The sequence below is a fragment of the Pseudoalteromonas sp. SG44-1 genome (assembly GCF_014164315.1).
GTDB classification, from domain to species: domain Bacteria; phylum Pseudomonadota; class Gammaproteobacteria; order Enterobacterales; family Alteromonadaceae; genus Pseudoalteromonas; species Pseudoalteromonas rhizosphaerae.
Genome location: NZ_JACJEW010000015.1, coordinates 12544 through 27624, shown reverse-complemented (window position 1 = coordinate 27624; position 15081 = coordinate 12544). Strand labels below are relative to the sequence as shown.

Sequence of the window (15081 nt, the reverse complement as noted above, 5' to 3'; positions counted from 1 at the left end):
GCGGTAAAAATAACGCTATAATGCCGACGTTATTATTTTTGGAGCGTTTTCTTTGTTAGCTATTATTCGTATTGTTATTATGGCATTGTTTATTTTATTAAGCTGTGTATTTGGTTTACTCCTTTGTTTAGTAAAACCTTTTCATATAAATAATGTACATATTATTTCAAGTTGGTTTGGTACAGTGGCTAAAATGCTTGGTGTAAACGTGGTTATTACACGCCATCCTGACGCGCAAAGTTGTGGCCCTGCAGTATATGTTGCAAACCATCAAAATAATTACGATATTTTCACTTTACCGGCGGCGGTACCAAAAAACTGTGTCAGTTTAGGTAAAAAAAGTCTTAAGTGGATCCCATTTTTTGGACAGCTATATTGGCTTTCGGGCAATATTCTAATTGATCGGGGTAATCGCTCTAAAGCGGCTGGCACGATCACTAAATCGGCCGATAAAATCAAACAAAAAGGCCTGTCAGTGTGGATTTTCCCAGAGGGAACCCGCAGTTACGGACGTGGCTTATTACCATTTAAAACAGGTGCATTTCACACGGCTTTAAATGCGGATGTACCTGTAGTACCTGTATGTATGAGCACAACATATAAAACCATTAAGCTAAATCGCTGGGACAATGGTATAATCTACATAGACATGTTAGCGCCAGAACCACTTGATAAAACGATTGGAGCACGTGAACACGCAAAGCGTATTCATAGCAAAATGGCTGCTAGAATAACTGAATTAGATGCTCAAGTGAGAGAAAAGTAATGGAAAATTGGCGTGAAATTAGTGAAGACATTGTAACTTCGTTATTAGAAGATGGTTCTGATCCTGAGATCTTATACGAAGTAGAACATCACTTTGTTTGCGAAGACTTTGTCAAGCTTGAGCAAGCTGCACTCGCTGCGTTTAAACTAGGCTATGACGTTGAAGAGCCTGCAGAGCTTGAGCTTGAAGACGGCAGTAAGATTTGGGGCTTTGACATCGTTGTTGAAGCTGAGTTAGATGTTGAGGTAATAATGGAAGATGTTGATAAACTAGCACAACTTGCGATCGACACCGACGTAGAATACGACGGCTGGGGCACTTACTTCCAAGAGTAATGTGTTAGCCACTAGGTCCTAACCACTAGGACCTAGTGTAATCCATAACTATTATTGACTCGCCAACTCGCCAACTCGCCAACTCACCAACTCACCAATTCATCATTTCCTAGTGCTTATTTCGTATTCGTTACTTTTGTTATAGACATTTGTAGTGGATCGTTGATAATCAGTAATTATTATTTTTTGAAATGAATTAATCACTTTATATGCTTATTACCCTTCCAATTTCTGAACTCGTACCAGGAATGTTTGTTGACAGTGTTAGCAAGCAGTTTGAGGGGGTTGATAGTATAAAAATCAAAACTCGCGGCCTAGTTCGCGATAAATCGATCATTAAGCGCTTGGTATCCGAAGGAGTTCAAGAGCTGCTGATAGATTTTACGCAAAGTGATGTGAGTGTTCCTGCCAAATATCAGCTCAAACCTGAAGTCGCTGCTGCAACGGCCAATAACCCTAATAAATTAAAGATAAAAAAGGTTATTTCAGTTGAGCAAGAGTTTGCTAAAGCGAGTGTGAGCTATGAGCAACATAATCGTAATTTACAAAGTTTATATGGCGACGTTACCTCAGGCTTAAAGATGAATATCGCACTGCTTGATGGTATAGCTAAAGATATTGTGGCATCGGTATTTCGTAATCATAATGCAATGACTATTTTAACCCGCATTAAAGATAAGCATATGTACAACTGGCGACATATGACTAACTGCGCCATTTTTGTCACTGTATTTGCCAAGTACTTAGGTTACAAAGAAAGTGTTGTGCAAGAGCTGGCCATGGGTGCCTTGCTGCACGATTTGGGACAAGCTAAATTACCACAAGGGATTTTTTCTAAATCTGAAAAAGTAAATAAACTTGAGATGCAAGCGATTAAAAAGCATGTAGCGCAAAGTTTAGGATTGGTAAAAGGCGAAAAAGGCATTACCCCATTAATGCTTGATATGATAGTTAATCACCATGAGCGCTTAGATGGCAGTGGTTATCCTCGAGGTCTTCTGGGTGAAAAACTTAGTCGACCAGCACGAATTATGGCGATAGTTGATGTGTATGACGCCATGACAGCGGACAGGCCCCATCAATTAGGTGATGAACCGGTCAACGCACTGCGCTATTTACTTGCTAATAAACACATGTTTGATGGCGAGCTAGTACAGCGGTTTATTAAGTGTTTAGGTGTACATCCAGTCGGCACGATTGTTAAATTAACTAATGAACGGTTGGCATTAGTAACCGAAGGTAATCATCAGAACCCCATTCAACCTAAAGTTAAAGTTTTCTATAATGCTAAGCATAGTCATCATATTACGGCAAAAGATGTTGATTTAACTTCACCAGATCATGACTTAAAGATTTTAGCGAGTATCAAACCATTAGATTATCAGCTTAATTTGGCTCGTTTGTTAAAAGAGCATCTGTTGGTTTAAGCGGTTTTTTGGTTATTGCTTTGTTACAGTGTTTTTTAGTTGATTGCTTAGCCGATAATAGCGCACCACTGAAGCAACTCACCATTAATAATAGCCACAATAAAGTCCCATTCTCTGAATGTAACGCACTGCAGCAGCACACTAGTGCGACTAAAGCACAAACAATAGCACCTAACCAATAATGGTTAACAGGGTTATCGCATTCACCAGCTCTAGTGCAGGCACAAAAATTAGCTTTGCAAAAGCAATATACACTTACCCCACAAAAAGCCAACGCAGCAATAATTAATCCTATTTCCACCGCTTCATCTCCTTTGCTAGTCCTGTTTGGCAGTCTAATAGTGCATATTAAACAAGTCAATCTAAATGATAATTAATTGCAAATTGGTTTTTCGCAGCAGCTTATCCGATGAGTTTTAAAAAACTGTTACTTTGCTGTTAAGAAATGGTTTTTATGGGGTTTTTTAACGCTTTGTTACAGTTTTTTATTTAAAAGTAAGGTACTGTGCAAAGGTTTTGAAGTAACTTACTCCTAATAATTAGAGACAACACATGGGAACCCAAGCATTTTGTTTGGTTAAGGAAACACAATGAAATTTACAAAAACTTTAATTGCAGCATCACTTGCTGTTATGTCTGCAGATACGTTTGCAGCGGCTTTCCAGCTTGCAGAGCAAAATGCCTCTGGCTTAGGGCGTGCATATGCTGGTGAAGCAGCAGTGGCTGATGATGCCTCTGTAGTTGCGCGTAATCCAGCTCTTATGTCTGTATTTAAAGAGCAGCAGCTAAGTATTGCAGGTATTGCTGTCATTCCAGATGTCAGCCTTCGTGGCACTGAAGCTAGTAATCAATCAGTTAACCCTGGTCAACTAAACGACAGCAGTATTGCGCCAGCCGCTTTTGTTCCTGCAGGTTATTTTGTAATGCCTATCGATGACAAGTTTGCTGTTGGTTTTGGTGCGTTTTCAAATTTTGGTTTATCAACTGAATTTGAAGCAGATTACCCTGCAGGCCAGCTTGCAGGTGAAACAGAGATTGTTACTGTAAATATGAACGTAAGTGGTTCATACAAAATCAATGAGCAATTTAGTGTTGGCCTTGGCTTAAACTATGTTTATGCAGATGCGAAAATCATTCGTAACTTTGGTGCCAATCCATTAGGTTTACCAGCACAAACTCAAGCAGTACATTTAGAAGGCGATGATACTGGCTTTGGTTGGAACTTAGGAGCTAGCTATCAGATTGATGAAAATAGTCGCTTTGGTTTTAACTATCGTAGCGAGACAGATATCACATTTGATGGCGAGTTTTCTAACCAATTACCTGCACAAATCGGTGGCCTAGCTGGCGTAAGTGTACCTGGAAGTGTTGAAATCACTCTCCCTGCGATTGCTGAGTTCTCTGGTACACACCAGTTAGATGAGAAAACAGGCTTACACTACAGTGTATTATGGACTGGTTGGGATAGTTTCCAAAAGCTAGAAGCTTATGTTCCAGGCAAAGATACACCTGTATTCTCTAAAGATGAGCACTTCTCAAACTCAATGCGTTACTCAATCGGTGGCGATTATCAGTTTAACGATGCTGTACTATTACGTGCTGGTATTGCTTATGATGAATCACCAGCCGATCAAAAACACCTGTCAATTTCTATCCCTGATACTGACCGTTTTTGGTACTCGTTTGGTGTTAACTACACCATGAGCGAACAAGCAAACCTAGATATTGGTATGAGTATTCTCCGTGGTAAAACACAAAACTTTACTGAATCTGATGGCTTAGGTCAGCAGTGGGGCTTTGAATCAAAAGGCCATGCATACTTATTTGGTGCGCAGTATAACTACACGTTTTAATTTGTAGGCGCGGGTTTATCCCGCGCAAATAAAAAGCCGCGTTATTTATTAACGCGGCTTTTTTTGTGTCTAGCTGTGCGGGGTTCCCCGCATCTAGTTACAAGTTTTCGATCTTGGCTTTTTGCTCAAGTAGTTTTGCTTTCGCATCTGAGAACTCTGCAAGTTTCTCATTTTCTTTAGCAAGGACTGCTTCAGGTGCATTGTTAACAAACTTTTCGTTTGCTAGTTTATTTTGCACTTGAGCTAGGCCTTTTTCGGCTTTTTCAAGCTGCTTAGCAATACGTGCAAGTTCGGCGTCAACATCGATTAGACCTGCCATTGGGATCATGATCTCAAGGTTACCAACATAAGATGTTGCACATGCAGGTGCGTCATCTTTGTTATCAAGCAGCGTAAATTCTTCAATTTTAGCAAGTGATGCTAAGAAAGATTTATTTTCTTCAATACGACGTACATCATCCGCAGATGCATTTGCTAGTAATACTGATAACGGCTTGCTTGGGCTAATATCCATTTCACCACGAATGTTACGAATGGCTAAAATGAATTGCTTAACCCACTCTAAATCATCCATTGCTTTTGCATCAACGTTAGCTTCATTGTAAACAGGGAAGGCTTGTACCATGATACTAGTGTTCGCTGTTTCAAGACCTGCCAGTGGCGCAACACGTTGCCAAATCGTTTCGGTAATGTATGGCATCATTGGGTGCATTAAGCGCAGTAGGCTTTCAAGCACAGTGATCAGTGTATGACGCGTACCACGTTGTTGTGCTTCATTGCCTTTGAATAATACAGGCTTTGTCAGCTCTAAGTACCAATCGCAAAATTGGTTCCAAGTGAACTCATAAAGCGTATTTGCTGCAAGGTCAAAACGGTAGTTATCTAAGTGCTCAGTATAGGTTTTAACAGTTGCTTCAAATTGGCCTAAGATCCAACGATCAGCAAGTGAATACTCTTTAACTGCATCATTTGTAAAGCCACAATCTTGCTCTTCGGTGTTCATTAGTACATAACGGCTGGCGTTCCACAACTTATTACAGAAGTTGCGGTAACCTTCAAGGCGGTTCATATCCCAGTTGATGTCACGACCAGTCGATGCCATTGCCGCTAAAGTAAAGCGCAGTGCATCTGTACCGTGGGCTTCAATGCCGTTATCAAAGGTTTTACGAGTATCTTTTTCGATTTTCTTAGCGACTTTTTCTTGCATCAGGTTACTGGTGCGTTTTGTTACTAAGCTTTCAAGGTCGATACCGTCAATCATATCGATTGGATCAAGTACGTTACCTTTAGATTTTGACATTTTATCGCCATTTTCATCGCGAATAAGACCCGTAACGTAAACCGTTTTAAAGGGCACTTGTGGATTGCCGTTATCATCTTTGATGAAATGCATGGTCATCATGATCATGCGCGCTACCCAGAAGAAGATAATATCAAAACCAGTTACCAATACGTCAGACGGGTGGAAAGTTTTCAAATCATCTGTGTTCGCAGGCCAGCCTTGGGTTGAAAAAGTCCAAAGTGCTGATGAGAACCAGGTATCGAGTACATCTTCGTCTTGGCTAAGTGTTACGCTATCAGCAATGTTGTTTTCACGACGTACTTCTGCTTCATCACGGCCAACAAAAACGTTGCCTTCGCTGTCGTACCAAGCTGGAATGCGGTGACCCCACCACAACTGGCGCGAAATACACCAATCTTGTACGTCGTTCATCCACGAGAAATACATGTTCTCGTATTGCTTAGGTACAAATTGAATATCGCCATTTTTTACTGCGTCTTTTGCAGGCTCAGCCAGTGGTGCAACACGTACATACCATTGGTCAGTAAGTAGCGGTTCAATAACCACACCAGAGCGGTCGCCGTAAGGTACGGTTAGAGCGTGATCTTCAATTTTTTCAAGTAAGCCTAATTGTTCAAATTCAGCCACAATTGCTTTACGTGCATCGAAGCGGTCAAGACCATGCAGGCGCTCAGGAATTGGTGCATCAAACTCAAGCTCTTTACCATCAAAGGTGTAGGTTTCGCCTTGGCTTAGAATTGCGGCATCTTTATCGAAGATATTGATCAACGGCATTTGATGACGCTTACCAACTTCGTTATCGTTAAAGTCGTGTGCTGGCGTGATTTTTACACAACCAGTGCCTTTGTCTTTATCGGCATGTTCATCAGCAACAATTTTAATTCGACGATTAACAATCGGCAGTAAAATCTCTTTACCGATCAAGTCTTGATAGCGTTCGTCATCTGGGTTTACTGCAACGCCTGAGTCACCAAGCATGGTCTCTGGGCGAGTCGTTGCCACTACAATGTAGTTTTTACCGTCTTGGGTTGTAACACCATCAGCCAATGGGTAACGTAGGTGCCACATGTGGCCTTGTTTGTCTTTGTTTTCAACTTCAAGATCAGAGATAGCCGTGTGTAGCTTTGGATCCCAGTTTACTAGGCGCTTACCACGATAAATTAAATCTTCTTTGTGTAAGCGTACAAACACTTCTTTAACTGCTTCTGATAAGCCGTCATCCATAGTGAAACGTTCACGATCCCAGTCAACCGATGCGCCAAGGCGACGAAGTTGTTTTGTGATAGTCCCGCCAGATTGTTCTTTCCACTGCCAAATTTTGTCGATGAAAGCTTCACGGCCTAAGTCGTGGCGTGTTTTACCTTCTTCAGCAGAGAGTTTACGTTCAACCAGCATTTGCGTAGCAATACCTGCGTGGTCAGTACCTACTTGCCATAATGTGTTATTACCTTGCATACGTTTAAAACGCGTTAAGGTATCCATAATGGTGTCTTGGAAAGCGTGGCCCATGTGTAAGCTACCAGTGACATTGGGTGGCGGGATCATAATTGAATATGCATCGCCTTTACCTGATGGTTTGAAGTAGCCTTTTTGTTCCCAGTCTTGGTATAACGACTGTTCAATATCTTGCGGATTGTAGGTTTTATCCATTACACAGAACCTTAAATAAGTACTTAAATGAGTTAGTTAGCTATTTATACAAAAGGTATGTTAGCTATTAATATCTTGCGTGGTGATATTAGCACCGAGTTGGCGTAGCTTTTTAAAGCGCTCACGGGCAGCTTGTTTAGCAGTGGCTTCAACGGGCACAAAATCAAAAACTTGGTTAAACCGACGAATAAAGTCCGGCAATTGTGCAGCCAAGTTAATTAAAACTTTACGATTACCGACTGGCGGGGTAGTACCTATTTCAACGGGCGCACCACCTTTTGGACCTTCACCTTGGAGATTGTGAGGCACAAAACTGTCGGGGTCGAATGACCAAATAGTTTCATCAATGGCATGGGCAATTTCAAGATCATCAACGTAAATAAAGATACGATGACCAAGACGATACTGTTCAGCAGCAATATCAGCCGCTAAGCTAAAGTGATCATCAGCCTTGGCTAATGACTCATCTTGTTGCTTTAGAACGAAAAACTGGGCGTTCATGCTCATTGTATCGGGGCTTCCCACAGTATTGAAAATAATACTTAAATCAAAGCAGGGATTTTGCCATATAACGCGTTTTGCTTCAATTAATACGCTAATTTATACGTTAATAAGTGGGGAATAAATAAGGCGCTAAAAAGCGCCTTATTTAAATTTACAATGTATTGTTAAACGCGGGGTTTAATCTTGGCTGGTTTCGCTTACACCGGCACGGTTGAGTAAATATTGCGTAAGCATTGGCACCGGTCGACCTGTTGCGCCTTTGTTTTTACCACTGCGCCAAGCAGTGCCTGCGATATCTAAATGGGCCCAGTTATACTTTTTAGTAAACTTAGATAAGAAGCATGCTGCTGTTATCGTTCCCGCAGAGCGGCCGCCTAAGTTAGTAAAATCAGCAAATGGACTTTCTAGTTGATCTTGATAATCATCCCACAGTGGTAACTGCCACGCACGGTCGCCACTTTGCTCAGATGCTTTTAACAAGTCATGTGCCAGTGGGTTGTGGTTAGATAATAACCCCGTTGCATGAGCGCCAAGGGCAACAATACAAGCGCCAGTTAAAGTAGCGACATCAATCACGGTTTCAGGTTCAAAGCGCTCGACATAAGTGAGTGCATCACATAATACTAGGCGGCCTTCAGCGTCGGTATTTAGTACTTCAACTGTTTGCCCTGACATAGTGGTCAAAATATCACCCGGACGATAAGCATTCGAGCTTGGCATGTTTTCACAACCTGCGAGTACACCAATTACGTTAATCGGTAATTGCATTTGCACCAAAGCACGCATTGCGCCAATAACACCGGCTGCACCGCCCATGTCGTATTTCATTTCATCCATGGCTTCGCCTGGTTTGAGTGAAATACCACCTGAGTCAAAGGTTAAACCTTTACCAACTAGCACGATTGGGGCTTGATCTTTCGCGCCGCCTTGGTAGTTAATTACCGACATAATAGATTCGTTATCACTACCACGACCAACTGCTAAGTATGAATTCATACCTAACTCTGCCATTTTATCTTCGCCAATTATATCAACCGTAACGTTGTCAAAGTTAGCTGCAAGTTCTTGCGCTTGTTCACCTAAATATGCAGGATTACATATGTTTGGTGGCATGTTCGCTACGTCTTTACATAACTTACTACCTGCAGCAATCGCTAGGCCATGTTCAATGGCGCTTTCACCAATGGTAAGTTCGCGGCGAGTTGGTACGTTAAACACAATTTTACGCAGCGGGCGACGCGGGTCACTTTTTTTGCTTTTTAATTGGTTAAATGTGTACAAGCAGTCTTGGGTGGTTTCGACCGCTTGGCGGACTTTCCAGTAGGTGTCGCGACTTTTAACATGTTGCTCAGTTAAAAAGCATACCGCTTCCATCGACCCAGTTTCATTTAAGGTATTGATAGTTTTTGAAATAATTTGTTTGTATTGTTTGTCGTCTAGCTCGCGCTCTTTACCACAGCCGACCAATAGTATGCGTTCACTTAACACATTGGGTACATGATGCAATAACAGCACTTGTCCCGGCTTGCCTTCAAGGTCGCCGCGACGCAATAAATTAGAGATATAACCATCACTGATTTTATCGAGTTGTTCACCAATGGGGGATAAACGACGTGGCTCATAAACGCCAACTACAATACATGCGCTACGTTGCTTTTCAGGACTACCACTTTTTACGCTAAATTCCATTGTCACTCCTAATTTTGAGTCATTTAACCCTTAAATAAGGGTAATAAAATAAAAATCCAGATACTAGCTTAATATTAGCTTATAAACGCTGACTCATTATGTGTATTTGAACTTTATACTTTTGTAGCCATCAATACCACTAATGCGACAATATATCGAGTTGCTAGGTATGATATTTAATGTTGATGACATATAATAAAACCCTAAGTTTACTCAAATTTTCTTACTCTTGAAGTAAAACATCATGTTTAACAGGGGCGATCATTGCTAATTTTCCGTTATTTGACCACTGAAGTTTTAAAGTCTCAGGTCGCCGTATTTTTAACTTTGATGACAATTTTTTTGTCGCAAAAGTTTGTTGTTATTCTTGGCGATGCCTCTGAAGGCGGCATTCCTGCTAAGTTAGTGCTGTCAATGATTGCACTAAAGTTACCGCAATTGGCATCATTAATATTACCGCTAAGTATCTTTTTAGGGATTATTCTCGCCTATAGTCGCATTTATGCCGACAGTGAAATGACCGTTCTCAAAGCCTGTGGTGTTAGTGAATGGTACGTAGTGCGTGTAACCTTAGTTTCTAGTGTGGTATTGGCGCTATTGGCAGGAGTACTGACTTTATATATAGCCCCATGGGCGAGTGAGCAAGAATATCAATTGAAAGAACAAGCCAAAGCGGATGCCGGGTTATCAGCGCTGCGGGCTGGGCGCTTTCAACAAACAGGTAACGAAAAAGCGGTGGTGTTTATTCATAACATCGAAAAAGGCGGCAAAGAACTACACAAAGTATTTGTAGCGCAACTACCAGACAGCGAAAAAGATAATCTCGCACGGTTAGTATATGCGCAGCGGGGTGTAGTGATCGAGCAAGAAAGCGGTGAGCAGCAATTGGTACTCAGTGACGGTAAGCGTTACGAAACCGACGGCAAAACCCCTGCGCTAAATTTAACCGAATTTGATGGCTATAGCGTACAAATTCGTGAGCAAGAAATAGAACATCAACGCCGTAAACTTGAAGCTGTGCCGACCATAGATCTGTTTGCGATGAAAACGACAGACGCGATTGCTCAGTGGCAGTGGCGTCTTGCTATACCGCTTTCTATTCCACTACTTACTTTATTAGCAGTACCATTGAGTGTCGTTAATCCGCGCCAAGGTAAGTTTGCTAAATTAGTGCCTGCCATCAGCTTGTATTTAGGTTATTTCATCTTATTGAATGCTGCAAAGTTTGCGATTGAGGATGGTAAAATTCCGCCTTCAATTGGCCTGTGGTGGATCCATTTAAGCGCTTTATTTATTGGCGGCTTTTTGATTATCAAAGGGCGACCGCTCGGCGCATGGTTAAAAGCAGTATTAACTAAGCGGGAGTTAGGCGCATGATGAAAACGCTTGATTGGTATTTAGGCCGCAGTGTTTTACAAACCACCGGTTTTGCTTTGATGGTCTTAGTTGGGATCAGTACCCTGATTAAATTTATTGAGCAGCTTAAATCAGTCGGTCGCGGAAGCTACGATATTGGAACTGCTTTGCTATATACCTTATATAGCATGCCAGATGATCTTGTGGTGTTCTTCCCAATGGCCGCTTTAATTGGTGGCTTAACGGGGCTTGGGGCACTTGCATCAAATAGTGAACTGGTGGTGATGCAAGCCGCCGGTATGTCGCGTTTGCAAATTATTCTCTCAGTAATGAAAACCGCAATATTTATGGCGCTTTGTATGATGGCATTAGGCGAGTGGGGCGCACCAGCGACACAACTTAAAGCGAAAGAAATGCGTAATCAAGCAATACATGGTGGTGATGTATTTAACGCTCAGCAAGGTGTATGGGCCAAAGATGGCAATAACTTTATTAATATAGAAGATGTTGACCAAAACGGCGTATTACATGGCGTGAACATGTATCATTTTGATAGTTCACTACAACTTACACAAATTACCAAAGCCCGCGAAGCGGTAGGCCGTAAAGACGGTTGGTTACTTCGAGATGTAAATAAAGTGCAACTCAGTGAAGAGTTGATCAGCACACAGCAGCAAAAAGAAGAGTTTTACGAATCACAACTTACAGCTGAAAAGCTGGGTGTCGTATCGGTAAAACCAGAGTCTCTGTCATTTACAGGGTTGTGGTCATATTTAGGTTATTTGAAACAAAATGAGCAAGATACTAGCACCTACGAGCTTGCTTTATGGCGTAAGATTATGCAGCCAGTATCGATAGCGGTGATGTTATTAGTGGCGCTGTCGTTTATATTTGGCCCACTGCGTACGGTGACGATGGGCGCGCGGATTGTAATGGGCGTAGTAACCGGTATTGCATTTCACCTAACCAATGAAATATTTGGTCCTGTGGTGATGGTGTATCAAATCCCTGCGATAATCGGGGCGACTTTACCAAGCATAATATTTATAGGTTTTGCGACTTACTTGCTTAATAAGCGAAATTGATAACGGGGAGCTAGCAGCCTAGCTCCTTATTGCTAATCTAAAGAACGATAAATTCGTTTGTTTTCTTCTTTTGTTAGCGCAACAACCTCGGTTTTAGACAGGTAATCTTGCAGCGCTCGTTTGTTTTTAAAATCAACTAATACCACTAAATTACCTAAGCCAAGTAATGCGGTTACGCTGCGAATAACGGCTTGTGGCCAACTAATTAGCTTACCATCGCGAGTTTGTACTTTTAAACGCCATGCGCGCATACCAATCGTTTGGCCACTCTTAGTCCAAAAATAGACAAAAAATATAATATTTACACCAACGAATAATGCACTGCGAATACCGTACAGCAATGGAGAGTCCTGAATTAAGGCGGCCGGATCTTCTGTCTGCATAATTAGATCTAAGCCAATTAACCCCTGAATGGCTGCAAAGTAAAGTATGGCAGTAAGCATAGATAGCGAAATCACAACTAAAGAGTCGTAAATTAAAGAGGCAAAGCGACGCCAAAAGCTCGCACGCGGAAATTCAGCAGACATAAACAAACTCACAAAGTTAATATGCGCGCTAGTTTAGCAAATAGCGAGACAAATACTAGCCGCACAGTTAGTAGCTTTTATGAGTGAATGTTAATGGTTGCTCAATTGTTAAGCGGTTGATCGTGGTTTTGTAAAAAACGCTTGCTGCTCCTCTTATTGTTTGTATAATGCATGGCATAGAGACAAAGACAGCTTGATAAGTCCTAGCTCTAAAGTGGTTTTTCTTTATCTTCTCATGTTAGAAGGTTAAAGAAAAATGATGCCAGCGTGATGAAATTGGTATACATGGGGGATTCAAAATCCCCTGCCGCAAGGCGTGCCGGTTCAAGTCCGGCCGCTGGTACCACTTTTAATAACCCTGACCACATTGGTCGGGGTTTTTTTATGCCTGAAATAAAGTGGTCAGTTGTTAGTTTATAGCCATATGATGTGGCAAACGATTAATACCGTATAATCTGCATTAATCGTTTGATTTTTAGTTAATTACTTCTGTATATACAGACGCTATCGCATAGTTTTAAGAATTGAATACTTTGTGTTACTGATTGGGCTATTTTTCCATCTGAGTATTTGTCTTGGTTGCTATGAGACCTTAAAAACCAATAGCCGGCTTTTTCCTTTTTGAAAAGTTTGTAGTTGATCACATCAACTTCTTCAGAATTATCGATACAACTGCTTATTGTTTCATCTTGACTACAAGGAGTTACGAAGCTCATGCTATTGTCTTCTTCAAACTGCCAACGGCCATTAGGGCCAAAAATACCACCGCTATAAACAATGGCTGTACCGTTATCGTGAGGCTCTATAACGGCATGTTTGTTGTTATTTAACAAGTTTAAATCGTTAACATAGAAGGTTTTCATATAATCTTCTTGAGTCGCATTATAGGTAGTATCTGCTTGGGCTAGATTAGCGTAAGAGTAGCTTGATTGTTTTTTGCTGGAGTAAAAATCGTCTACAGTAGCAATGCGATTATCGTAGAGTTTTACATAGCGTACATTTCTAGTTTCAATACCTATGGTGAATTCTAAAGTATCGCCCAAGTTGCTGAACGTAATATCATAAGTAGACTCTTCACCAGTAAGTGCGTCTTTCACTGAGTAATGTCCTGAAGTTTCTGAATCAACCGTGATAGGTGCATTGATTATTTTAAAGGAACTTCCATCAGCTAATTGCACACTTGAATACAATGGAGATAAGCCGAATAACACATCACCCGCTGAAAATTCAGGAACTGGCGCCTCTGCAACACCTCTAAATACTTTATAGGTTTTGCGATCAACAAGCTCTTTTTCAAGCTCAGGCCAATTAGCCGTATCTTGAGATGTTTGAGGGATAAAATGATAGGTGACTTCAAAAACAGCAAAATCATCTAAGCTTGCAATGAGTTCGGCTTGTTTTAATTGAACAGAAAAACTGATTTGTTGATATGAGCCATCAGTATTTTGAAACGTTTTTGTATAGTCTTGCCCAAATATACTATTACCTTTCTCTTCAGGCTCAATAAATTGATATATACCGTCAGTTAGAATTACATTCTCGTGAAATCCAGCCAACTGAGTGTAACCTTCTGCTTTAATCGCTACATTGGCAAAGAAAGTATATTTGACGCCTTCTTCATTACCTAGTTGGCTTAGTCTAAGTGTTTGCTCTTGGCGTTGATCGCTATAAGTATCAAAACTAAGCGCTTTTTTCTCGCCTTTAATCAGGGTAAGCCAAGTGAATTCGGTTTCACTTATGTACTTTTTAGCTAGGATAGAATTAGCTTTCTTAGCTAAAATCTCGAGAGGTATAAACTTTGAACGCATGCAATTTGCAATGCATTCAAACTCTTGAGTATGCAGTTCAACATCATCTGGGTTATTCCAGTTAAACATAAAGTTGTCACTGTCAATTTTTGCAAAACCTGTTTGGTCAGCTGAAAAATGAAATAGTGAGCTAGAGTCAGCTGTAGTCCACGTGCCGATTAATTCTTTATCTGCAAGTGTAATTGCTTCGCCAGGAAAGTTAACGGCATCATAGTGAACGTCAATACTTAGGTTAAACTGGTTCGACTCTTTACCATCACTAATTGATAGGTCGACTTGATGTTCAGCTATGTCAAAAAAAGTAGGCGAAGCACTGAGCGTTAGTGTATTTTCACTTAGTTCATAGCTTAGCCAATCAGGTTTGTTTATTACAGAGACAGTTACTGTGTCGTTGTCTTTATCGCTTACAGTAAGTGCATGTTCTAAACTAGATCCCGCAGCGAGTTCAAAACTGAACTCACCCGCTATAGTAGGTTTGTTATTTGCTGCTTTTTGTTGTTCTTCAGAGCTACTTCCCCCACCACAGGCAGAAAGTAGTAAGGTTAAAAGGCAGACAGCTGTTGTTTTTAGTTTCATCACTAATTTTCCTTAATATTTTATGCGATTATATCAGATGGTTAACTTGAATGGACCAAACGTAGGTAAAGTTAAGAAGGAAATGCTTTAAGTCATTAAGCGCTTTGTTGAAGATTCTTCTATTGAAGTTTTGCTACTAAAGCTAGTTATATGAATGCCTAGTTAAATGAATACAAAGGCTTAAACAAATGATAAAAAAGTT

12 protein-coding genes and 1 tRNA gene are annotated in these 15081 nt (G+C 40.9%); 7 read left to right on the top strand and 6 right to left on the bottom strand.

Annotated features, from left to right (window positions below):
* Positions 1-52 precede the first annotated feature (52 nt).
* The 3 genes from H5187_RS09185 to H5187_RS09175 all read left to right on the top strand — a co-directional run bounded on the left by H5187_RS09185 (position 53) and on the right by H5187_RS09175 (position 2528).
* On the top strand, positions 53-766 hold the full coding sequence (locus H5187_RS09185; RefSeq protein WP_149981260.1) for a 1-acylglycerol-3-phosphate O-acyltransferase: 714 nt from the start codon (positions 53-55) through the stop codon (positions 764-766).
* Positions 766-1101: a ribonuclease E inhibitor RraB gene (gene rraB, locus H5187_RS09180; RefSeq protein WP_182718447.1), complete on the top strand. Its 336-nt coding sequence runs from the start codon at positions 766-768 to the stop codon at positions 1099-1101. The genes H5187_RS09185 and rraB overlap by 1 nt, the downstream gene beginning before the upstream one ends.
* A 209-nt stretch (positions 1102-1310) precedes the next feature.
* Positions 1311-2528 (top strand): HD-GYP domain-containing protein, encoded by a 1218-nt coding sequence (locus H5187_RS09175; RefSeq protein ID WP_182797799.1) that lies wholly within the window; start codon positions 1311-1313, stop codon positions 2526-2528.
* Here H5187_RS09175 and H5187_RS24595 read toward each other — a convergent pair.
* A complete protein-coding gene (locus H5187_RS24595) occupies positions 2488-2829 on the bottom strand; it encodes a hypothetical protein (RefSeq protein ID WP_149981258.1) in 342 nt (113 codons plus the stop codon). The genes H5187_RS09175 and H5187_RS24595 overlap by 41 nt on opposite strands.
* Positions 2830-3118: 289 nt before the next feature.
* Here H5187_RS24595 and H5187_RS09170 point away from each other — a divergent pair, with 289 nt between their 5' ends.
* Positions 3119-4381, top strand: a complete 1263-nt coding sequence (locus tag H5187_RS09170; protein WP_145234979.1) for an outer membrane protein transport protein — start codon at positions 3119-3121, stop codon at positions 4379-4381.
* Positions 4382-4478: 97 nt separating this feature from the next.
* Here H5187_RS09170 and H5187_RS09165 read toward each other — a convergent pair whose 3' ends face one another.
* The 3 genes from H5187_RS09165 to pepA all read right to left on the bottom strand — a co-directional run bounded on the left by H5187_RS09165 (position 4479) and on the right by pepA (position 9527).
* Positions 4479-7334, bottom strand: a complete 2856-nt coding sequence (locus tag H5187_RS09165; protein WP_182794631.1) for a valine--tRNA ligase — start codon at positions 7332-7334, stop codon at positions 4479-4481.
* A 60-nt stretch (positions 7335-7394) separates the two neighbouring features.
* Positions 7395-7841, bottom strand: coding sequence for a DNA polymerase III subunit chi (locus H5187_RS09160; protein WP_145234983.1), 447 nt, complete (start codon positions 7839-7841; stop codon positions 7395-7397).
* A gap of 174 nt (positions 7842-8015) precedes the next feature.
* On the bottom strand, positions 8016-9527 hold the full coding sequence (gene pepA / locus H5187_RS09155; RefSeq protein WP_145234985.1) for a leucyl aminopeptidase: 1512 nt from the start codon (positions 9525-9527) through the stop codon (positions 8016-8018).
* Between the two features lie 264 nt (positions 9528-9791).
* Here pepA and lptF point away from each other — a divergent pair, with 264 nt between their 5' ends.
* Both lptF and lptG read left to right on the top strand, forming a co-directional pair.
* Positions 9792-10904, top strand: coding sequence for an LPS export ABC transporter permease LptF (gene lptF, locus H5187_RS09150; RefSeq protein ID WP_149981256.1), 1113 nt, complete (start codon positions 9792-9794; stop codon positions 10902-10904).
* The gene (gene lptG, locus H5187_RS09145; RefSeq protein ID WP_182719465.1) at positions 10901-11968 is read left to right on the top strand and encodes an LPS export ABC transporter permease LptG; all 1068 of its coding nucleotides are present in this window, start codon (positions 10901-10903) and stop codon (positions 11966-11968) included. The genes lptF and lptG overlap by 4 nt, the downstream gene beginning before the upstream one ends.
* Positions 11969-12000: 32 nt before the next feature.
* Here lptG and H5187_RS09140 read toward each other — a convergent pair whose 3' ends face one another.
* A complete protein-coding gene (locus H5187_RS09140) occupies positions 12001-12495 on the bottom strand; it encodes an RDD family protein (protein WP_182719466.1) in 495 nt (164 codons plus the stop codon).
* Positions 12496-12756: 261 nt separating this feature from the next.
* Here H5187_RS09140 and H5187_RS09135 point away from each other — a divergent pair.
* Positions 12757-12841, top strand: a tRNA-Leu gene (locus tag H5187_RS09135).
* A 133-nt stretch (positions 12842-12974) separates the two neighbouring features.
* Here H5187_RS09135 and H5187_RS09130 read toward each other — a convergent pair.
* Complete coding sequence (locus tag H5187_RS09130; protein ID WP_182719467.1) at positions 12975-14879, bottom strand: hypothetical protein; 1905 nt, start codon at positions 14877-14879, stop codon at positions 12975-12977.
* Positions 14880-15081 lie beyond the last annotated feature (202 nt).